Consider the following 20586-nt stretch of genomic DNA (forward strand, 5'->3'; position numbering starts at 1 on the left):
AAGGGCGTCTTCTGAGTATTGCCGGTTAGCCGTCAGCAATTTATAAATGGGGGGAACCTGGAGTAAAAGCCCTTTTCTGGCTAATTGCCTGTTTGAGGAATATGAAAATTTTGGCGCTAATGGAAATGTATGCCGGGCAAAAAGTTCGGCCCGGCATACATTCAAATTACTTCTTTTTATTGCGTTCCGTCACTTCCTTGATGACTTCTTCAGCTACATTTTTCGGGCATGGCAAATAGTGCGAAAATTCCATGGAGAACTGGCCGCGACCTGAGGTCATGGTGCGCAGGTCGCCAATGTAGCCGAACATTTCGCTCAACGGAACATCTGCCTTGACACGAACGCCGGTAACACCTGGCTCCTGGGATTTAATCAGGCCGCGACGCCGGTTAAGATCGCCGATCACATCGCCGACATGGGCTTCCGGAGTAAAAGTGTCAACCTTCATGATCGGTTCAATCAATTGCGGGCCTGCCTTTGGGATCGACTGGCGGAACGCCGCTTTTGCAGCAATTTCGAAAGCGATAGCGGATGAGTCAACTGCGTGGAAAGCGCCGTCTGTCAGAATGACTTTAAAGTCCAGACACGGGAAGCCGGCCAAAACGCCTTTATCCAGCATGCTTCTGAAACCTTTTTCGACCGCAGGCCAGTATTCCCTGGGCACATTACCCCCGGTGACCGCCGATTCAAAGGCAAAGCCGCTGCCGGGTTCGCCGGGCTCGATAATATAGTTGATTTTACCGTATTGGCCTGAACCGCCTGATTGCTTCTTGTGGGTATATTCGTCTTCAACGCGTTGGGTGATGGTTTCACGGTAGGCAACCTGCGGCTTGCCCACAATTACATCAACGCCATGCGTACGTCTGAGAATATCAACCTTAATGTCAAGATGCAGCTCGCCCATGCCCTTAAGAATGGTTTCACCGCTGTCTTCATCGGTTTCAACATGGAAGGAAGGATCTTCCTGGATCATTTTACCCAGGGCGATGCCCATTTTTTCAGACGCGCCCTTGTCTTTAGGCGTAATAGCCAGTGAGATAACCGGATCCGGGAATACCATCGGTTCCAGGGTAGCGGGGAATTTTGGATCGCACAGCGTATGACCAGTCTGTACATTCTTCATGCCGAGAACCGCCACGATATCACCTGCCTGTGCAGAATCCAGTTCATTACGGGCATCGGCATGCATTTCCACAATACGGCCGATACGCTCGGTCTTGCCGGTAAAGGTATTCAATACTGATGTGCCTTTTTCCAGCTTGCCGGAATAAAGGCGCAAGAAGGTCAGGGCGCCAAAGCGGTCGTCCATAATTTTAAAGGCCAGAGCGCGTAGCGGTTTATCCGCATCGACTATAGCGAACTTACCTGTTGGATGGCCTTCCAGATCAACTTCCGGCTGCGGTTTGACTTCCGTAGGGTTAGGCAAATAATCCACCACGCCATCAAGCACCAGTTGCACGCCCTTGTTTTTGAAGGATGAACCGCAGTAAGTCGGGAAGAAATTCAGATTAATCGTACCCTTGCGTATGCAGCGCTTGAGGGTGTCAATATCGGGCTCTTCGCCGTCAAGGTATTTTTCCATGACATCGTCATATTGATCAGCGACTTCATCAATTAGTTTTTCGCGCCATTTTTCCACATCCGCCGCCATATCGGCGGGCACGTCTTCTATTTTATAATTCATCGGATCGCCGGAATCATCCCATATCCAGGCTTTGCGGGTCAGTATATCAACGACGCCGGAGAAGCGGTCTTCAGTACCAATGGGCAGCGTCATCACCAGCGGTTTGGCGCCCAGCACCTCTTCAACCTGTTTCACGACGCGATAAAAATCGGCGCCGACGCGATCCAGTTTGTTAACATAGATAACCCTGGCAACTTCAGAATCGTTGGCGTAGCGCCAGTTGGTTTCTGATTGGGGCTCAACGCCGCCTGAACCGCAGAAAACGCCGATGCCGCCGTCAAGAACTTTAAGCGAACGATAAACTTCGATGGTAAAATCAACGTGTCCGGGCGTATCAATAATATTAAAACGATAGTTTTTCCAGAAACAGGTGGTTGCAGCCGATTGAATGGTAATGCCGCGCTCCTGCTCCTGTTCCATGAAGTCAGTCGTCGCCGCGCCGTCATGTACTTCGCCAATTTTATGAATTTTACCGGTAAGTTTTAATATCCGCTCGGTAGTCGTGGTTTTGCCGGCATCAACGTGGGCAAATATACCGATGTTTCTGTAAAGGGTTAAATCTGTCATGTTTGTACTCTAAAGTTAGGCATAAAAAACTTTTCAGGTAACCATGTCTGAGAAACTCAGGCATGGTTCGCCGGGGCACAGGGCTACAGACAACCAGCCGCAGTCACCCATCTAAGACCGCAGGAGCTGATAAGCCATCGGTTTGAATGAACTACGTCGGGATAGGCAGGTAGCTCAAAGCCAAGCGAGCCAAAGTACGTTTAAAATACCATCGCTTCTCACTTCTCCAGCTTTAACCCGCCATTTTACCTCATAAACGGGTAAAAAATACAGGAAGTTGATTAATTTCTATGGAATAACTTAAAAATGCTGAAATTAAAGGAAAGAGAGAAATTAAAACCATATAAAATTCTGAATTTGACCTGATATGTATATAGATTTGGTTTAAATCCAACTGATGCTACGAACTTAATTTGCGGATTGACCGACAAGCCCTGCAACAAGCCGGCCAAAACCCAGTGACACGTCAGTGTCACAAAAGCCCTGGAATTTTATTTTGATTCAAGCCAAGTGCTTGATTTTTATGGTGGCGATGGGTGGGAGCGAACCACCGACCTTGGGATATATAACCCCAATAATTATAATATTAAGTTATTGTATTTATTTATTTTTTATTTATAAAGATTCTGATATGGAACACTCAAGGGGCAGTTGAAAACAAAAACCGCTTAAATGGCTATTTTTTAGCCCGACAAAGGAATTGTTGTTTGAAGGTGAATGTTTTAAATTTATCTGTTTTCACTGGTAAAAGTGTTCCAGGGCACAGCATTCATCAAACACTTCCCCTCAATAAACGCCTTAATCTTATCGGCCACCCGTTCAATAATTGACTTACGTTGCAGCATTTTCGGTTTAAAGCTGAGTGCGCTAACAATCTCTTGCTCGCGGGGTAAGCGGTTGGCAAGGTACCGGGCAAGGCCGAAAAACACCGAACTTTCGGTATTTTGAAGGCATTGGCTGAGCTGGACTTTATTCAAACTTGCGAGGTTCAATTTGTGCTGTTTCTAATTGTGTTTACACAACGAATTGGCTAATACCGGCCGTAAACACTCATTCCTCCACCATAATATTGATGTTTTAAATGCTCATATACCATGTTCGTCTTTAAATCAATGTCGGCTTTTTGATAAGTCGGGTAAGGCAAATCTTCAAAGAGCGTCTTATCAACATAATTAAAAACCGCTGCTGCCGTTAATGTCTTTTCTGCCCAATGCTGAACTTTTAATTTTTCTTCTTTCAGTTCTTGAAGTAACTCAACCGCTATTTTCTTTATCTCATTCTTCTCTTTTTCTTCCAGTACTTTACCTTGCCTTAAAATGTCAAAGATTGCTTTCTGCTCGTCTGTAAGTCCTTCTCGTTTGGTGTCGGCTTCTTCTTGTGTAAGGGAATTAACCAGTTCAAGTAATTTTCTGAAAGTCTCTTTAATGGTCACTTCGTCTTTGCCCCGATTGTATTCCTCAATGATTTCCTGATAGCGTTTGTAAAAATCAACGGTTAAGGGATTGCGTTCAACCATTTGTTTGAGTCGCTTTTCAACTTTATCTTTCAGTGACTGTACGGCAGCATTCTTATTTTGGGTCTTCATAAAATACTGCACAAGCAGCTCAAAGTTTAGCCCGCTTAAATCAATGGCCTTGCCTGCATTGTGGCTCGGTTCAGAAACCGTATTTTCAATGGAGCCGTCAACCACGCTCTGGATTTTCATCATGATGTCCGCCACATCAGCACTTTCTACTTTATCTTCAATGGCTGTGTAAATGACATCAATCGCATTTTTTCTCGCCTCATATTGCCTTAATGCTTTGTCTGGCTGTAAGGCTTTGAATTTTTTGAAAACCTCCCTGGCTAAAATTTGATACTTCCGCCTGGTTTCGTCATTGGTGTAAACTGCATTTATCGCTTTTTCCATTGCCGATAATTTATGCAAGCCCTCAGCTTTGATTAATTCCTGCAAATCGAAATTTACTTCGTCTTGCAAAAATATTTCAGTAGCCTCCAAAGTTTCTTCTAACAGGCTAATCAGTTCTTCCTTGGGTTTTACGGGGGGTTCAGGCTTATCGCCTCCGTTTCCACCCGTCCCATAAATTGCCAAAGCCTCTAATAATGCGGTGTACGTTTCAATATAATCAACTATCAAGCCATTATTTTTGCCTTCACTAATACGGTTTGCTCTGGCAATGGCTTGCATAAGCGTATGGGATTTCAAAGGCTTGTCTATATACATAGTTGAAAGTGAAGGCACATCAAATCCGGTAATCCACATGGCGCAAACAATGACAAAACGGAAAGGGTCATCTTCATCCTTAAACCGTGTTTCAAGGTCTTGGTTGTTCATTTTTTCCCGGTGCGGCTCAATGTCTAAAGCCCATTTCTGAAACTTCTGGATTTCATTTTGCTCCGAACTGACCACTACACAGATTTCTGTTTCCTTTATCCATTGCAGTTCCCGGCTTTTTTCCAATAATTCCTGGTCGCCGAATTTTCCTTTCGCAATGTCTTTTTCTAAATGCTCAACCGTCAGCTTCTTATGATGGGAGATCAAATCATACATTTTGACGGCGGTGAGCTTATCCAGGGCGATAAACATGCCTTTGCCTTTGTAGCCGCGATTGCAGAAATGCCAAACGGCATCTTTGGCAATGGCGTCTAATCTTTTCCTGGCAGTCAGTATTGGATATTCCCTTGCGAAAAGCTGTTCAACCTTGCTGCGTTGGTCGGTATCCAAATCTTCACTTTCAGCATCAATAATGGCTCTTATCTGTTCATTGATAACGGGGTTTTTTAAGCCCAGATATTCGCCTCGGTTTTCGTAATAAAGCGGCACCGTTGCGCCGTCATCAACGCTGCGTTTAAAGTCGTAACGGGAGACATAATCACCGAAAATCCGTTTGGTGATTTCATCATCTTTAAACAGCGGTGTTCCTGTAAACCCTATAAAAGAAGCATGGGGCAAGGCATTGCGTAAATTCATCGCCAAACTACCGCCTTGAGTCCGGTGGGCTTCATCTGAAATAACGATGATGTTTTCACGCGGTGTAATGACGTCTGCAAAATTGAATTTATGAATGAGTGTAAACAAATACCGGTGTTCCGCACTCAACAACTCCTTTAAATGTTTGCCGCTATTGGCTTTCAAAGACTTTTTTGCTCCGGCTTTTACTTGCGGCACAGCGCCTACGCCGCTAAACGCGCCATAAATCTGCGTGTCTAATTCGTTGCGGTCGGTAACGACTAAAAACGTATAGCTGCCTGTAAACTTGTGGTGAATCTTTTGGCAAAAGAACACCATGGAATACGACTTTCCGCTGCCTTGGGTATGCCAAAACACCCCAAGCTTTTGCTTTTCTTCCAGGCTGATTTTGCCCAGCTTATACAATTGATCTTTGTGGCGGATATTTTCAATGGCTTTGTTTACGCCAATGAATTGATGGTTTCGGGCAATCAGTTTTACGACTTTGCCCAGGGAGTTATCAAACAGAATGAAGTTTTCAAACAAATCTAAAAAACGGTTCTTTTCACAAACGCCTACAATAATTCTATCCAGAGCAACAATGCCGTCGTCTTCTTCTGTGATGCGTTTCCATTCATGAAAGTGCTGATACTGGCCGGTCACGCTGCCAATGCGGCTTTCAATGCCGTTGCTTAATAACACAAAAGCGTTGTAATAAAACAGCTTCGGGATAACGTCTTTGTAATCGGTGAAATTATCGTTATAGGCGTTTTCCAATTTGCGGTGGGCGGCTTTCAGCTCAATAAACAGCAGAGGAACACCGTTTACAAAACCGATAATATCGGGACGGCGTTCCCGATTGCTTTTGCCTTGCAGCCAAAGCTGGCGCACGGCTAAAAAGTTATTATTGTCTGCTTTATCAAAGTCAAAAATCTTCAGGGTTTTGTTTTTTACCGGCTCGCCTTTGTCATTGATAAAGTCAACAGCAATGCCGTTTCTGAGGAGTTGATATTTCTCATAATTGATTTCAGCCAACGACTTGGCGCTGCTTTCTTCGATGAGTTTGTCGTAGGCTTGCCTGTAGGCCTGGTCGGGTAAGCCGGGATTAAACTGTTTAAGTTTCGCCAGGACTGTTTTTTTAAGAATCACTTCTTTTTTGTTGAGTCTGCCTAACGTGCTGTCTTCGCCAAAGCCTTCATTGTTGTAAGCCAGCAGCGTATCCCAACCCAGTTGATTAAAAAACAGATCAATCGCGGTTTGCTCAATCAAATTATCTTCTGAATATTCCCTGGTCATGATTTTAACTAACGCTGATTTTTAGATTCAATGCGGCTTGCTTTAATATATTGACTTTGCTCATCAGGCACTTTTAAATGATTAATCAATAACTTGGCTAGATTAGTTCGAGCAGCCGTTCTCCGGCCAATATTTTTTCTTCAATAAGCGGTAGCAATCGTTCAAACCACTCCAGTAAATCTTTACGGCGAGTATTGCCCACTCTTATCCAGCAAAGTACGCAAGGATTGTCGTCAGCGTTATGTAAAATGACAAAATCTTCGTCTTTACTAATGATGACGCTTTGATTTTGTTTGGCCCATGCGTAAATTTCCCTGTCTGGAGTCTGCATCATTTTTAAATCGTCCACATGGAAAGATTCGTGACCCTGTTGCTGCAACATACGAGCTAAACCAATGGGTAATTGCGCATCGACTAAAAAACGCACGCTAGGCAACGCTTAATACGGGATGATCAATTGAGTGTGCAGCATAGGCAAGAGAGGCGGTAATATCTTCCGGTTCAAGATAGGGATAATCTTCCAGGATTTCTGCGGCGCCGGCGCCCGACGCCAATAAATCAAGTATATCTTTTACTCTAATCCGCATATTACGAATACAGGGGCGTCCACCGCATATTTGCGGATCAATGGTGATTCTGTTTAATGTATTCATGGGTAATAATGGTTTTTTTAAAAGTAACAGCGTAAGGCGAGTTTAGCATAACCCCTTAGCGCACTATGTGGATAAAAGTCAGGTTAAAAGATTGTTAATAGGTCTTCTCCCGGCCTTCGCCGGAGCGTAACTCTTCTGCAAAAGGCACATCTTGCCATGAACCCGCTAACGCTTTAACCGAATCAGGCCATGAGCTGACGGTTTTTTCATCAATAATGCGCTTTAACCATTGCTGAGCAGAAAGCCCTGCTGTTTTGGCGGCTATGATAATTCTGGCTTCAGTCGTTTCGTCTATTTCTACAATAAGTTGTTTCATTTTTACCTCTGTATTAATCGACAAGAAAAATTACTTTTCTTCTTTATAAAACTCTCATTATTATCAAACCGGATATATGAGGTGATTTTATTGGCCATTTTAGACTTCAATTTGTCCGTTCATTAGCTTGGGCAATAAAATATCCCGCGCTTCTCGGAGTTTGGTGTTTTGTTTTTGTAAAATTAATATCATTTTGAAAGGTGCTTCAAACTCACCCGCAAATTCATTTAATACTTTTTTATTGGGAACAAGCACTTCCATATTTTCAAATTTATTCTTATTTACATTTGTGAAAGTTGAACCATTGCTTCCTAAAGCATCAAGTTGTTCTTTCATTTTCGACATCAATGCATAAAAGTAATAAACGTTTCTCGGTTCAAAGAAAACGATTGAATTGAGTTGCTGATTTGTTTGGCTTGGTCTTGAAGTTATTCCTACAACACCAGCAGTTCCAATACAACTAACACATAAACTCAATGGTGGTAGAAATTTTTTCTCTTGCGATTTTGCACCCAATTCACTTAAGTTTTGAACTGTATTCTCAATAAAAATTTGATTGTGCATATCTGGAGTTTTTATAAAGGGAACATCATCGCCAAAATAATCTAAGACAATAGTAGATGGAGTTTTTCCAGTTATAATCTCTCCAAAGTTAGACAAGATATTTTTCTCCAACTTCTCACTTCGCACAATCTCTGAATACTTCAAAAACGCCGACTCCTCCAACAACTTTATCCGCTTCAAATTGTTTTCTATCAAATCATCATAAGCCGATAAGATGGAGGCGATTTTGCGTTGAGTGGGGAGTGGGGGAAGTTGAAATGGTAAAGGTTTTAAAACTGTTTGAGTAATTAGAGGTTGTGCTGCACCTCCTGCATAATTATTAAGCGGGAAATTTTTCAATAAATAGTAAAGGAAAATTAAATCTGCATTGGATTTAGGTTTCACTACAATAGTATTGTCTGAAGCCCAAAAATTTGTTTTAGAAATTTCTACTGCTCCACAATAAGCTCCAACTCTTCCAAGAATAATCCCATCGGTATAAAGAAAATTTTCTGAGTATCCTATTAAGCCATTTGAACCAAAAGCAGGATATTCCCCAATTCCATGAGGCTTAATTGATTTCCCATTAAAAAAATCTACAAAATTTCCTAAGTCAACTCTCTCCCAGTTCATATCAGAACCGTTTTAAAATTCTCAGCAATAGCATTTGCCAAAGCAATCGCTTCTTCATTCAATCCTTCCAGCTCAATATGTATTTCATTAAGCCGCTCTTCGTAATCAAAATTATCATCGGCGGCGGTATCAACGCCGACATACCTGCCTGGGCTAAGGCTCCAGTCTTTGGCTGCAATTTCTTGCTTATTGACGACTTTGCATAAGCCTTTCACATCGTTATAAATACCATCGGGGAAGCGGCTTTGCAGCCAGTGGGCTTGTTTCAAGAAATATTCGGTTTCGTGCAGCAGGCCGGGTTCGCCTTCATTGGGGTTGCCGCTGAGTTGTTGTTGCAGGGCCTTCAGTCGGTCGAGCTGTTTTTTCAGGTTAAGGTCTTTCCAGTCTTTGTTTTTGTTGAGCTGGTATTCCTTGGCGGCAGCGGCTATGACATCCAGCAATTGCTTAATGAGTTTGTCTTGGGGTTTGCGTAAGGCTTTGCACAAATGGGCAATGCTTTCCAAACCCTCACTATGGGCGATTGCATTGCCGGCATCGGCTATCAGTGTGTTTTGCTGCTCGACAACACTGGCGATTTCTTCAATGTTCAAGGCATCGGCAAACACGACGGCTGCCTTGTTTTCCTGCGCATACTGAGCGGCAAAATGGCTGACAGTTTTATGCGCTTTCTGAAATAGCTTTTGCAGTTCTGCAGCGGCCTCGGCGGTTTCTTTGGCTAAGGCGGCCGACCTTTCCAGATAGCTGTTTACAGCGGCTGCAAACTTTGCGGTATTGCCTCTATACAGATTGACGATGCAAATCAGGTTTTGCAATTGTTCGGGGCTAAAGTCGTTCACCTTGCTGGTCACCTTGCGGTAAATTTTTCGGGCATCCAGCATCAAAACCTTATCGCTTTGGCTTGCGTCCTGTTCCTTGGCGCGATCAAAAAACCATAAAGTGCAAGGCAATGAACGGGTATAGAAAAAGTTGTTGCCAATCGCCATCATGACATCAACCGAGCCTGTTTTTACCAGTTTTTCCCGAATGTCTTTTTCGCTGTGTCCGGCATCGCTGGCAGACGAAGCCATGACAAAACCTGCTCTACCGCTTGGTTTCAGGTAATTGTAGAAATACTGTATCCATAAATAATTGGCGTTGTCGTTTTTCGGAAGGTTGACTTTGCCGTCAAGCATCAAACGAGGGTCTTTTTTTACAGCATCTTTCGCTTTGTCCACGCCGTCGACATTAAAGGGCGGATTCGCCATGACAAAATCAGCGCCGCCGACAAGGTTATGTTTGTCTTCGTAAAAAGTGTTGCCTTCTTTTATATTGCCTTCCAATCCGTGAACGGCGAGGTTCATTTTGGCTAACCTGGTATTGATCTCTGCTTTTTCTTGTCCGTAAAAAGTCACTTTCTCGGCAGGCTTCAAGCCTTCGCTTTCTATAAAATAACCGGTTTGCACAAACATTCCGGCACTGCCGCAGGCAGGGTCAAAGACAATGCCATGGTCAGGTTCAATCACATTGACGATGGTTTGCACCAGGCTCATCGGCGTAAAAAATTCGCCGCCTTCCTGGGCGCCGGTCATGGCAAATTTGCCAAGAAAGTATTCGTAAATCTTGCCGAACAAATCGCCTTCGGCTTTTTGCAGCACTTCTTTATTGAAAATACGCAGTAATTCCCGCAACAAGTCTTTACTGAAAATGGAAAAGTTTTTCGGCAATACCCCTTTGAGGTTATCGTACTCGTCCTCAATAAGTTTCATTGCGTTATCAATGGCTTCGCCTATGTCGGCGCTTTCCGGCAATGCCGCCGAATAATCAAACTGTGCTTCATCGGGCAGGAACATGGCGTTCTGTTCTTCAAAATCCTTTTTGGTCAACGCCCGTCTGCCTCGTTGCGGGTGAGAAGGCAAGGTAAGTTCAACTTCGGCTTTTACTTTCTGAAAGCGATTGTAAGCGTGTCGTAAAAATATCAAGCCCAGCACCGGCATTGAGTATTCTGATGCAGTCAGTTTACTGTTTGCCCGTAACTGGTCTGCTGCTCTCCAAAGTTCAGCTTCTAATTTTCTAAGTTGTATTCCTTGCATGTATGTCTAATGTCCTGGTGTAATTGTTTTATTCAATGAGCTGCTGGTGAAATTGAAAACCAAAGCTTTTATATCAAAAGAACGCTTTTAACTGTGTGGCATTTAAACGAATAATGCGTTAGCCCCATCTTGATGCGCAAAGTGTCGGCTATATTCGAAAGCGGTTGCAGTAATTGTCGGCGTTGCTCTTCTGACATTTATTCCCTAACGTTTAAAAGTCCGATTATTACAATAAAAATTGTAGTAAGGCGCTGAATAATTTTTGGATTTTTGTTGCGATTTGTTGTGATGAGTTATTTTGAAGTGTCCCGCCAGTGTCCCTCAGGCATAAAAAAAGCACTTCAATTTCTCGTAAGTGCTTGATTTATTTGGTGGCGATGGGTGGGATCGAACCACCGACCTTGGGGTTATGAATCCCACGCTCTAACCGGACTGAGCTACATCGCCTTTAGGCAGTTCTTTGAAGAGCAGGAATTATAAGTACCGGCCCCCCGCTTTGTCAAACGTTGAATCTAAAATGCATGACATCGCCGTCCTTGACTATGTAATCCTTGCCTTCCAGCCGCCATTTTCCGGCATCCTTGGCGCCCTGCTCGCCTTTATGGGCAATAAAATCCTGGTATGAAATGACTTCAGCGCGAATAAATCCTCTTTCAAAATCGGTATGAATAACGCCGGCAGCCTCGGGAGCGGTAGCGCCAAGGGGAATAGTCCAGGCTCTGACTTCCTTTACGCCGGCGGTAAAATAGGTGGCCAGATTCAATAAGGTGTAACCTGCCCTTACTACGCGATTAAGTCCGGGCTCCTCCAGCCCAAGGTCATCAAGAAACTCCTTTTTTTCATCGTCTTCCAACTGGGCTATTTCAGCTTCTATTGCCGCGCATATAGGCACCACAATTGCCCCTTCCTTATCGGCAAGCGCCTGTACTTTATCGAGCAAGGGATTATTGTCAAAACCGTCATCCTGAACATTGGCAATGTACATGGTCGGCTTGATCGTTAACAGGCAAAGCTCCTTAATCAAGGCTTTTTCATCGTCTGTCAAAGCCAGTGCCCGCACCGGCTCGCCTTTATCAAGCTGCTGGAAAACTTTTTCCAGCAGCTGTTTTTTCGCCAATTCCTCTTTATTGCCGGATTTGGATGCCTTTGCCGCTCTCATTAAGGCTTTTTCAACAGAAGCCATATCGGCAAGCGCCAATTCAGTATTGATGACTTCAATATCCGATACAGGATCGATTTTCCCGGCGACGTGAATGACGTTATCATCCTGAAAGCAACGCACAACATGAGCTATCGCATCGGTTTCCCGTATATTGCCCAGAAACTGATTGCCCAATCCTTCGCCTTTTGAGGCGCCGGCGACAAGGCCGGCTATATCGACAAATTCTATTGTCGTTGGCAAGACGCGTTCAGGTTTTACAATTTCAGCCAGCTTTTCCAAGCGAATGTCAGGGACAGGGACTACGCCGACATTCGGATCTATAGTGCAGAACGGATAATTTTCGGCGGCAATTTTCGCACGGGTTAAGGCGTTAAACAGGGTTGATTTTCCAACATTGGGTAAACCAACGATTCCACAATACAGGGCCATAGTGTTCTTTTGAAAATTTCAAGGTAAAAGGTTCAGCCTGCCGGCCGAAATAAGAAAGGGATTATACAAGCTATGGCTTTAATCTAAAAAGCAGGATTAATATTTTATTGTCCGTGCATTTCAGCTGAAAAAAACACCACCCTGTTTCTACCGGCTGCTTTTGCAGCATAAAGAGCCTGATCCGCATAATGAAGGAACGTATCAATATCAAACTCGGGTTGCTCAAGCGCTTCGCCATACAAACAATAAACACCGATACTGGCAGTTATTTTGACCTCTCGCTCCTCAACTTTCAAGGCTAACGAGGCAATTCTTTGCCGGATACGCTCAGCAAATAATTTGCCTTTGGCGCTTTCAATATCGGTGAATACGATGACGAATTCTTCACCGCCAAAACGCACACAAATGTCGGATTCACGAATTTCTTCCCTGATTGAGCCAGCTACATCCCTGAGCACAATGTCGCCAAAGCCATGCCCGTAAGTATCGTTGATTAGCTTGAAATTATCCAGATCCAGCACCAGCAGGCAAAGCGGCTGATTGTAGCGTTTCGCACGCGCCAGGGCCGCTTCAATTTGCGTATAAAAGTAGCGGCGATTGTAAGAGGCGGTCAATTCATCCCGCATGGACATGCTTTCATGATATTCTTTCAATTTTCTTATATCGTCCAGCGCTGCTTCAAGATTTTTTGTCCTGACGGCAATTTGTTCTTCCATTTTTTTAAGCAGCCGGTAATTAGTAATCAATTCCCCCATCATGTTTTTATAGATATGCAATAAACGAATATGCCATTCGGAAAAGTAGGCAGCCTCAGGATGAGAAATATTTATGACGCCTATTAATTCCTTAGCCGCTATAACCGGCACACTAATCAGCGATCCTGGCAAAGAGTCAAGAGAATGCTGAAGGTTATTATTTATAAATCGCGCATCTGTCTTGCAATTTTTGCAATACTGTATTTCCCCGGTTAGCGCCGCCAAACCAATAATGCCCTGGCCGATTTTAAATGTTAAAGACTTCTTTTTTATTCTTTCCGCGCCAAAAAGCTCGCTAGTGCTTAGTCCGGTTAAATTAACCAGATCCTTATCTTCATTCAATATAAAAAAGGAGCATCGCTCCATATCCTGATTTTGAATCAAGACCGACAAGGCTTTGGAAATGAGTTCTTTTTCATTCCCTGCCTGAGGATTTAACTCGGAAAGCGCTCTTACGGCGGACAGCGAATTCAGTAACTCTATAATAATGTCCTGTATGTTGAATGGCTGTGCGCCGCCCTTTATGTCAGCCTTTGGCATGGCTATTTCTCGTAATGGCAAGCGCGGCTGCATAGATATTGTCTTTTCTGGCCAAAATCCGCTTGATAACAGGCTTCACCACAGATGCAGAAAGTCCGAATGATTTCAGCTTTGTTATTAATGGCGGCAGTTCCTCATGCCGGTCAGAGAGAATTTTTTTTGCCAACGCAAAACATAGCGCCAATAAATCAATCATTTTCTTTTCCTCGCCGCAGTAGGCGCTATTTTTAAACTCCTTAATTGCTGTCACATAGGTTGAAGGTAAATGCCAATGCGCCAGTAATAATCCACCCAGTTCATATTGATTTTTTCCTAGCAGGCAAGTCATTTCCGTGGCTACTGAGGTTGAATTTTTCCGGCTGTTTAACAGGACTCTATTGGCATCTTCCGGCAGCAGGTAAACAGCCGCTATCAAGCCGATGTTTAACAATAAACCGGCTGTATGCAATGTTGACGGAGCCAGGGCCTCATCATGGAGAAGCGTGCTGAATTGCTGGCTTAAGGTCGCGGTTAACAGCGCATCCATCCAAAACCTCTCGCTGTTAAACTCACTGCATTTACGCGTATCCAGCGCCAGGTTCAAGACTACTCCCATAGCCAGGCTTTTAACGAGGTCAAGCCCCAGCACGCGTATGATGGCAATGCGCAAGTCGCTGATGTTGCCGGCACAACCGAAATAGGCGGAATTGGCCAGGCCTAATAATCGACCCACCAGCACAGGCGAAACGGAAATGGCAGCTGTCAGGTTATTAATTGAAATATCCGGATCATTCATCGCCTCAATAATTTTCAGATTGGCGGCCGGCAGGTCAGGCAGATTTTTTATCGTTGAAATTTTAAGATTAATTCTATCCACAGGCGTCATGCTTGCCTCTATTCGGTAATGGATGTTTTCAGCATAACGATAAGACGCCGATAATCATCCTCGCTCAACGCATCGTTTAAAACAAGAATAGCCTGTTTATCTGCATTTTGCCTTTTAATATGCAGCCATATGGCAAATATTGTAATGACCGTTGAATTCAGAATAATGACAGGGTTAAAGTCTTTTCCTACCGATATTTCCCAGCCGAACGCTTCAGTATGCCGGATTTTATACCGCTCGGTTTTTAAACAATTCAGAACAAACCCCAGATGCAGGACAATGCCTGCAAGCAGGCCAAACCTGACAGTAAGAGGCAAGTCATTCATTATACAAGCGCCTAAGGCCAGCACATGCGCAAAAGCCATCAGCTGTCCTAATCGTCTCGGAGGTTTAAGTTCCAGTATAAACTCGGGTTCGTGTTTTTTTGCCAAGAAAACTCTGCCAGATTAATAGTGGAATGCCGATGACATACGCTTCAATAAAGCCCCAGGTATTTTTATTGCGGTATTTATTAAGCACCCTGTGTTCTTGCCTTTGCCAAAAGCGCGATATAATTTAAAACTGTCTTACACTTATTTGTTATGTTTATTTATGAATCAGCACTGGAAAAACTTTCTGCTCTCCGGAACTGCAATATTGGGAAAAGACGATTGCATTGTCTTTCCAGAACCCCTGATTGAAAGTAACAAGAATATTTATGCAATTTCACAGCTGGCTGTTTTGGAAATTTCCGGAAAAGATGCTGCGGCATTATTGCAGGGGCAAATCACCTGTAATATCAATGATATTACTGAGAGTAAAAGCAGTCCAGGCGCTCTGTGCAATCCCAAAGGTAGAGCAATAGCGACTTTTTTACTGATAAAAAAAATGGACGCTTTTCTTTTGGTTCTGCCTGCACAACTGGTGACACCTGTTAAAAAAAGACTGCAAATGTATATTCTGCGATCCGATGTAGATTTAACTGACAGCAGCAATAAACTTTGCCTGATCGGATTATACCATCCGGATTCGCAGTTAAGCGGACTCCATCCACCCGAAAATTTATTTGCCACAACTCAGAACGACTATATTTCCGTCGATTTTTCGTCAATGCAGACTCCGAATCGCTATCTGATTATCGCTGAAGCAGACAAAGCTATCGCAATCTGGTCGGAACGAGTAGGCAATCAGGGTTTTCAGCCTGAAAATTCAGAGCAATGGCGGTATCTTGATATTATCTCCGGCATACCCTGGCTTACTGCGGAAACGTCGGAAGAGTTCATTCCGCAAATGCTCAATCTTGACAAGCTGGGCGGCATCAGTTTCAACAAGGGCTGTTACACGGGCCAGGAAATTGTCGCCCGCACCCATTATCTCGGCACCGCCAAAAGGGCAATGTTTCTTGCCGAATGCGTTACAGAAGCTGCGCCTGAACCCGGTTCCGCCATCATCGATTGTAATACCGGCCAAACGGCAGGCAAAGTATTGCTGGCCCAAAACCAAGGGTCTATTTGTAAAATGCTGATTGTTCTCCAACTGTCGGAGACGAAGACATACAATCTCAAATTAATGGGTCAGAACCAGGGCAAAGTCAAGCTATTAACGCTATAATTCCAGGCCTATAATTTTCAACCCGAATTCGACAATAATGCAATTCACTTCAGTGCAGAGCTTTCTCGATCATGTTCAGGAAGAACTCGATGCAAACCGGCTGGTTTTGCCTACCTTGCCTGACATTGCTTTAAAAGTCAGGGATGCTGCATCCAGAGGCGATGCTTCGGCCAGGGAATTAGCGGAAATGATAGCGACCGACGCCTCGCTGTCGACCCGCCTGATCTATGTCGCAAACAGTCCTTTATACCGCGGCGCCACGGGAATTAATACGATACAGATGGCTGTTTTGAGGCTGGGCAATAATACTGTCGGGGCTCTGATTACCAGCCTGGCAATGAAGCAAATGTTTAAGCCGAAATCAAGGCTTTTGGAACACTATTTCAGAAAAATCTGGGAACACAGCATTAACGTGTCTTCTATCAGCCGGGCGCTGGCTGCATTTGCTCCTCATTTAAATCGCGATGAAGCCATGCTTGCAGGCCTTATCCATCAAATAGGCAAGCTTCCCATTCTGGCTCTGGCCGAGAATATTGCGGAATTCCGGGACAGTCCATCACGAATGGATATATTGCTTGAAAAAGCCCATTCGGCTATCGGCAAGCTTATAATGGACTCCTGGAATTTTCCGCAAGCATTAAAGTCCGTAGCTTCGTCTTATGTTAACTTTCGCTACGACTCAGCCGTCCATGCGGATTATGTCGATGTGGTGCAAGTCGCCTTCCTGCAGAGCATCGCGGGAAGCGATCACCCGGCCTGCCGCGTCGATTGTTCGAAGGTGCTTTCCTTCGCCAAGCTCGGGCTTGCAGCAAATACCGACGTACTGGAAATCGAAGGGATTTCCGATGACGTCGAATTAGCACGAAGCATGCTTTCATAACCGGCCAAAACCTATTTTACTATGATTGATACCCAGGCCGCCTTGCGTTTTCGACGTCTAGGCACGCTTACAATTTTCGCCGTTTATTTCGTCATTCTTGTGGGCGGGATTGTACGGGCTTCAGGCGCAGGCATGGGATGCCCGGACTGGCCGACCTGCTTCGGGCAATGGTTTCCTCCCACAGATGAATCTCAATTGCCAGCCAATTATCATGAGATTTATGCGCAGCGCGGCTATGAAAATACCCATTTTAATCCGGTAAAAACCTGGACTGAATATACCAATCGACTGGTCGGCGTAACCATCGGCTTGTTAATTTTTCTGACCGCATGGGCATCGCGCATCTACCTCAAGACCGACAAGACCATCTTTTATTTATCCGTAAGCGCTTTTTTTCTGGTGGCCTTTCAAGGCTGGCTGGGTTCGACGGTTGTCGCAAGCAACCTGAAACCCTTCATGATTACTTTACATATGCTGCTGGCTTTATTCATTGTCGCCTTGCTTATTTATACGATTGCCCGCTCGCAGCGGCATTTTATCGGTCAAATTGATACGCGTTTACTGCCCGCTAAATTTAAAGCCGTTTTAATCGTCGCCATGATCATGACCTTGCTGCAAGTCGCGATGGGCACGCAAGTCAGAGAAGCGGTGGATTTTATTGCTCACGAACACGCCTATATTGATCGCCGCTACTGGCGTGATGACTTTCCGGTAATCTTTTATATACACAGATCGTTCTCCTCCGTCATTCTGTTTACCAATCTTTGGCTGGCCTGGAAAATTTATCAGGCTGCTGACAAGAAAAGTCTGCTATTCCGGGCCGGCCTGGCCCTTGCCGCATTGATAATTATCGAGATCATCGCAGGGATTACCCTGGATAGGCTTGGCGTGCCGCCTATTGTTCAGCCTGTTCATTTATTAATGGCCAACCTGATTTTTGGCTTGCAGTTTTTTATTTTTATTTGTCTGAGTTACTCTTCAGGAACTCAGCCCCGGACTGAAGAACGAGCTTAAAACAGCCTCCGAGAAAATACTTTTACTATTCAGAATTGCATAAAAAAGTAAATTATTTTTTATTGGCAATGCCATGCGGCACATGCGCGGATGTAACATGCCTGGCCGCAGATTCACAATGCCCCTGCTGATCATCAAAGAAAATATCGGCGCCGAATGCCTTTAAAAAGGCGCCTTTAGCCATACCGCCCAAAAACAGCGCTTCATCAATGCGAATACCCCAGGTCCGCAAGGTTCTGACTACCCGCTCATGAGCGGGGGCTGCACGCGCAGTCACCAATGCTGTTCTGATCGGTGAGGACTGTGAATCAAATTGCGTTTGAATATGATGCAGGGCGCTCAAAAACTCCTTGAAAGGTCCGCCGGGCAATGGGGTTTTGGCTTCTTTACGCTCATTTTCGGTAAATACAACCAGGCCGCCTTGTTGATAAATTCTTTCCGACTCATCGGAAAACACCACGGAATCGCCGTCAAAGGCTATGCGCAACTGGCTGGCATGGCAGGTTATCGAAGAACCGCAAAGAATCGTTGCCGCAGCAAAACCGGCATTCAATGCCTTGGCGACATCATCGGCATTTATCGATAAAAACAGATGCGCACCAAATGCCGGAATATAACTGTAAGGCGATACGCCGCTGGTAAAAGCCGCGCGAGTAATATTTAAGCCGTGGTGGGCAATCGAGTTGAAAATCCTCAAGCCTGTATCAGCGCTGTTTTGCGAAAGCAGGATAATTTCCACGAGAGGATCATCCAGGCGGCTTTCATTCAAGCTCAGGAATTTTTTGACCAGCGAAAAACCGTAGCCCGGCTCCAGAATTTCATCTTCATGATCTATTTGATAGCGGCAGAAGGCCTCTTTGCCTTTGGCTTCAAATATGGCATGCGAATCATCCAGATTAAATAATGCTCTGGAAGAAACTGCCACCACGAGTTTTTGTTTTTTCATAAGGTCTTTAGGTTATGGATTTTATATATTGCCCACCCAAGTCGCACTCAGATTAAGCGCTTTTTTACCCTTGCTGAATGGGAAGTCGCTTGTTCCTTATTTCTAAAGCCGTTCACCCGCAGCCGATACCAGCTGGCGCCATCAATATTGACTGCTATAACTTCGGCAGGGATGCCTTTTTGGACAAACTCGTCCGCCTTGCTTTTGGCGTACCTTTGCTGTTTAAAAGCCACGAGATTTACCGACCAGTCCGCGCCAAGGTGTGTTTTTTTAATTTTTCCGCTTGCTTTTTTACAGGCGCGGTTTTGGCAAGCGGCCGTAGAGATTTTTTCACTGCTGCCCTTTTGGTCCTGGTATTCTGGATATCGGTTGAGTTGTTTATAGTTTCGGCTTTCGCGGCGCTAGCTGGTGTTGCATTGTTCAATAAATCAGCGGCAGCGCCGTATTTTTCCGATGATTTTCGCTTTTCCAGCACATCGATTTTAGTTTGCAGATGCTCAAGCGCTTTGGATAAGGCTTCCTGCTTCGCTATCACATTCATTATCTCATCCGTTACTCTATCTGTTGGCGACCGGGATTTTACTTGCCATTGCTCTTGCAATTCATCCACCTTCTCGTTTAACTGTTCAATGGATAAATTATTACTGTTGGCTTGCCTGGCGGCATTTTCTCCGCCACCGGCTCCCATATCTTCGGTAATAACTGCGACTAATTTCGTCAATTTTGCAACTTCAGTTTTCGCATTATAGGTAATCCATCCCAGTCTGATTGCAGCACACAGGGCAGCAATACCAAAACCCAGCGCTGCGTAAGTAAAAACCGCTGTTTTTTTAATTTTATTTTCATACTCCTTTAGCAGTTTTTCCTGTTCGGACCTGAACCGGTTCAATAAAGCATCAGTGTTATTTATAACAGCGCCATGATGAGCGGAAATTTGTTCAGGCTCAATGTCTTCGGCGGTCGCACTGATGTAGCTGTCCGCTTTTACTTCTTCCTCTATCGATTTTTCGGCCACGGCATCCTTTGCCCCTGACCCATCCTCTTCAATGTTCGGATGGATACCCATACCGGAAAGGCCGGCATCAGAAGTAATATTTAAATCAGCCAAAAGAAAATCATCATCCTGATATTCCCTTGACGATGCCTCAGTGTCCGCTGGTTGCTTTATCGGGTTAACGGGTTCAACAACATACCTATCATTCTGCGGCTCGACAAAATCATCAACAAATTCATCAATTTCCTTCCCGCCTTGATCCTCCCTCGTTAACTCGCCTGTTATTTCAGCACCTGTATCAGCAATAAAAGCGGCTTGCTGAACAGCTTTAATAAATTCCGCTGCGTCAGCGGCAATCCGGTCATCCTTTTCAACAGCCAAGGCCTGAAGTGTTTCAAGTTGCGCTGCCCTACTCTGCTGGTCAAACCCGGAAACATCATCAAATCCATCCTCTGAAATATCTTCAACAATTGCATATTTATCAGCTGCCTGCCCGGCTTCAGGCAAATCAAAGCCATCATTTCTGAGCAGTCTGTCGATAGCGTCTTCTTCATCCAGCCATTCATTTCCAGGCCTGAGGGATAAGTCTCCTTGATCGAGGATTGCATTCAAATTATCATCGTTGTTATTTTGTTTCTCTCGTGGCTTTCTATGTATGGGATCTGTCATTTGGGCTCTTGACTGGAAGTATGATAAACAT

18 protein-coding genes and 1 tRNA gene are annotated in these 20586 nt (G+C 44.5%); 3 read left to right on the forward strand and 16 right to left on the reverse strand.

What is annotated here, in order from left to right:
• Positions 1 to 166: 166 nt before the first annotated feature.
• The 13 genes from fusA to HUX64_RS08210 all read right to left on the reverse strand — a co-directional run bounded on the left by fusA (position 167) and on the right by HUX64_RS08210 (position 14893).
• Positions 167 to 2251: an elongation factor G gene (gene fusA, locus HUX64_RS08150; RefSeq protein WP_174625738.1), complete on the reverse strand. Its 2085-nt coding sequence runs from the start codon at positions 2249 to 2251 to the stop codon at positions 167 to 169.
• Positions 2252 to 2979: 728 nt separating this feature from the next.
• On the reverse strand, positions 2980 to 3243 hold the full coding sequence (locus HUX64_RS08155) for a hypothetical protein (protein WP_217426471.1): 264 nt from the start codon (positions 3241 to 3243) through the stop codon (positions 2980 to 2982).
• Between the two features lie 38 nt (positions 3244 to 3281).
• Complete coding sequence (locus HUX64_RS08160) at positions 3282 to 6497, reverse strand: type I restriction endonuclease subunit R (RefSeq protein ID WP_174625740.1); 3216 nt, start codon at positions 6495 to 6497, stop codon at positions 3282 to 3284.
• A gap of 97 nt (positions 6498 to 6594) precedes the next feature.
• Positions 6595 to 6924, reverse strand: a complete 330-nt coding sequence (locus HUX64_RS08165) for a DUF5615 family PIN-like protein (protein WP_246246966.1) — start codon at positions 6922 to 6924, stop codon at positions 6595 to 6597.
• A gap of 1 nt (position 6925) precedes the next feature.
• The gene (locus tag HUX64_RS08170; RefSeq protein ID WP_174625742.1) at positions 6926 to 7150 is read right to left on the reverse strand and encodes a DUF433 domain-containing protein; all 225 of its coding nucleotides are present in this window, start codon (positions 7148 to 7150) and stop codon (positions 6926 to 6928) included.
• Between the two features lie 94 nt (positions 7151 to 7244).
• Positions 7245 to 7466 (reverse strand): CopG family transcriptional regulator, encoded by a 222-nt coding sequence (locus HUX64_RS08175; RefSeq protein ID WP_174625743.1) that lies wholly within the window; start codon positions 7464 to 7466, stop codon positions 7245 to 7247.
• A 99-nt stretch (positions 7467 to 7565) separates the two neighbouring features.
• Positions 7566 to 8642 (reverse strand): restriction endonuclease subunit S, encoded by a 1077-nt coding sequence (locus HUX64_RS08180; RefSeq protein WP_174625744.1) that lies wholly within the window; start codon positions 8640 to 8642, stop codon positions 7566 to 7568.
• Positions 8639 to 10711: a type I restriction-modification system subunit M gene (locus HUX64_RS08185; RefSeq protein WP_174625745.1), complete on the reverse strand. Its 2073-nt coding sequence runs from the start codon at positions 10709 to 10711 to the stop codon at positions 8639 to 8641. Before HUX64_RS08185 ends, HUX64_RS08180 begins: the two co-directional genes overlap by 4 nt.
• 369 nt (positions 10712 to 11080) lie before the next feature.
• Positions 11081 to 11158, reverse strand: a tRNA-Met gene (locus tag HUX64_RS08190).
• A 52-nt stretch (positions 11159 to 11210) separates the two neighbouring features.
• Positions 11211 to 12302: a redox-regulated ATPase YchF gene (ychF, locus tag HUX64_RS08195; RefSeq protein WP_174625746.1), complete on the reverse strand. Its 1092-nt coding sequence runs from the start codon at positions 12300 to 12302 to the stop codon at positions 11211 to 11213.
• A 104-nt stretch (positions 12303 to 12406) separates the two neighbouring features.
• Complete coding sequence (locus HUX64_RS08200) at positions 12407 to 13597, reverse strand: sensor domain-containing diguanylate cyclase (RefSeq protein WP_174625747.1); 1191 nt, start codon at positions 13595 to 13597, stop codon at positions 12407 to 12409.
• Positions 13584 to 14462 carry an HDOD domain-containing protein gene (locus HUX64_RS08205; protein ID WP_174625748.1) on the reverse strand — a complete coding sequence of 293 codons (879 nt, stop codon included), beginning with the start codon at positions 14460 to 14462 and terminating at the stop codon, positions 13584 to 13586. The genes HUX64_RS08200 and HUX64_RS08205 overlap by 14 nt, the downstream gene beginning before the upstream one ends.
• An 8-nt stretch (positions 14463 to 14470) precedes the next feature.
• Positions 14471 to 14893: a protein YgfX gene (locus tag HUX64_RS08210; protein WP_174625749.1), complete on the reverse strand. Its 423-nt coding sequence runs from the start codon at positions 14891 to 14893 to the stop codon at positions 14471 to 14473.
• A 205-nt stretch (positions 14894 to 15098) separates the two neighbouring features.
• Here HUX64_RS08210 and ygfZ point away from each other — a divergent pair, with 205 nt between their 5' ends.
• From ygfZ to HUX64_RS08225, 3 genes are read left to right on the forward strand one after another with little or no spacing between them, the layout of a single operon-like run.
• Positions 15099 to 16052 (forward strand): CAF17-like 4Fe-4S cluster assembly/insertion protein YgfZ, encoded by a 954-nt coding sequence (gene ygfZ, locus HUX64_RS08215; protein WP_246246959.1) that lies wholly within the window; start codon positions 15099 to 15101, stop codon positions 16050 to 16052.
• Between the two features lie 37 nt (positions 16053 to 16089).
• Positions 16090 to 16932 carry an HDOD domain-containing protein gene (locus tag HUX64_RS08220; RefSeq protein WP_174625751.1) on the forward strand — a complete coding sequence of 281 codons (843 nt, stop codon included), beginning with the start codon at positions 16090 to 16092 and terminating at the stop codon, positions 16930 to 16932.
• A gap of 21 nt (positions 16933 to 16953) precedes the next feature.
• Positions 16954 to 17946 carry a COX15/CtaA family protein gene (locus tag HUX64_RS08225; RefSeq protein ID WP_174625752.1) on the forward strand — a complete coding sequence of 331 codons (993 nt, stop codon included), beginning with the start codon at positions 16954 to 16956 and terminating at the stop codon, positions 17944 to 17946.
• A gap of 52 nt (positions 17947 to 17998) precedes the next feature.
• Here HUX64_RS08225 and HUX64_RS08230 read toward each other — a convergent pair whose 3' ends face one another.
• From HUX64_RS08230 to HUX64_RS08240, 3 genes are read right to left on the reverse strand one after another with little or no spacing between them, the layout of a single operon-like run.
• Complete coding sequence (locus HUX64_RS08230; protein WP_174625753.1) at positions 17999 to 18892, reverse strand: 5'-nucleotidase; 894 nt, start codon at positions 18890 to 18892, stop codon at positions 17999 to 18001.
• 47 nt (positions 18893 to 18939) lie between these two features.
• Complete coding sequence (locus HUX64_RS08235; protein ID WP_174625754.1) at positions 18940 to 19125, reverse strand: SPOR domain-containing protein; 186 nt, start codon at positions 19123 to 19125, stop codon at positions 18940 to 18942.
• Between the two features lie 5 nt (positions 19126 to 19130).
• Complete coding sequence (locus HUX64_RS08240; protein ID WP_174625755.1) at positions 19131 to 20555, reverse strand: hypothetical protein; 1425 nt, start codon at positions 20553 to 20555, stop codon at positions 19131 to 19133.
• Positions 20556 to 20586: the final 31 nt, after the last annotated feature.

Origin of the sequence: Candidatus Methylobacter favarea (assembly GCF_902806695.1) — a bacterium.
In the GTDB taxonomy this organism is placed as follows: domain Bacteria; phylum Pseudomonadota; class Gammaproteobacteria; order Methylococcales; family Methylomonadaceae; genus Methylobacter_B; species Methylobacter_B favarea.

Coding starts and splice junctions, on each gene's coding strand:
- fusA (WP_174625738.1), bottom strand. CDS start 2,251: ATGACAGATTTAACCCTTTACAGAAACATCGGTATATTTGCCCACGTT.
- HUX64_RS08160 (WP_174625740.1), bottom strand. CDS start 6,497: ATGACCAGGGAATATTCAGAAGATAATTTGATTGAGCAAACCGCGATT.
- HUX64_RS08170 (WP_174625742.1), bottom strand. CDS start 7,150: ATGAATACATTAAACAGAATCACCATTGATCCGCAAATATGCGGTGGA.
- HUX64_RS08175 (WP_174625743.1), bottom strand. CDS start 7,466: ATGAAACAACTTATTGTAGAAATAGACGAAACGACTGAAGCCAGAATT.
- HUX64_RS08180 (WP_174625744.1), bottom strand. CDS start 8,642: ATGAACTGGGAGAGAGTTGACTTAGGAAATTTTGTAGATTTTTTTAAT.
- HUX64_RS08185 (WP_174625745.1), bottom strand. CDS start 10,711: ATGCAAGGAATACAACTTAGAAAATTAGAAGCTGAACTTTGGAGAGCA.
- ychF (WP_174625746.1), bottom strand. CDS start 12,302: ATGGCCCTGTATTGTGGAATCGTTGGTTTACCCAATGTTGGAAAATCA.
- HUX64_RS08200 (WP_174625747.1), bottom strand. CDS start 13,597: ATGCCAAAGGCTGACATAAAGGGCGGCGCACAGCCATTCAACATACAG.
- HUX64_RS08205 (WP_174625748.1), bottom strand. CDS start 14,462: ATGACGCCTGTGGATAGAATTAATCTTAAAATTTCAACGATAAAAAAT.
- HUX64_RS08220 (WP_174625751.1), top strand. CDS start 16,090: ATGCAATTCACTTCAGTGCAGAGCTTTCTCGATCATGTTCAGGAAGAA.
- HUX64_RS08225 (WP_174625752.1), top strand. CDS start 16,954: ATGATTGATACCCAGGCCGCCTTGCGTTTTCGACGTCTAGGCACGCTT.
- HUX64_RS08230 (WP_174625753.1), bottom strand. CDS start 18,892: ATGAAAAAACAAAAACTCGTGGTGGCAGTTTCTTCCAGAGCATTATTT.
- HUX64_RS08240 (WP_174625755.1), bottom strand. CDS start 20,555: ATGACAGATCCCATACATAGAAAGCCACGAGAGAAACAAAATAACAAC.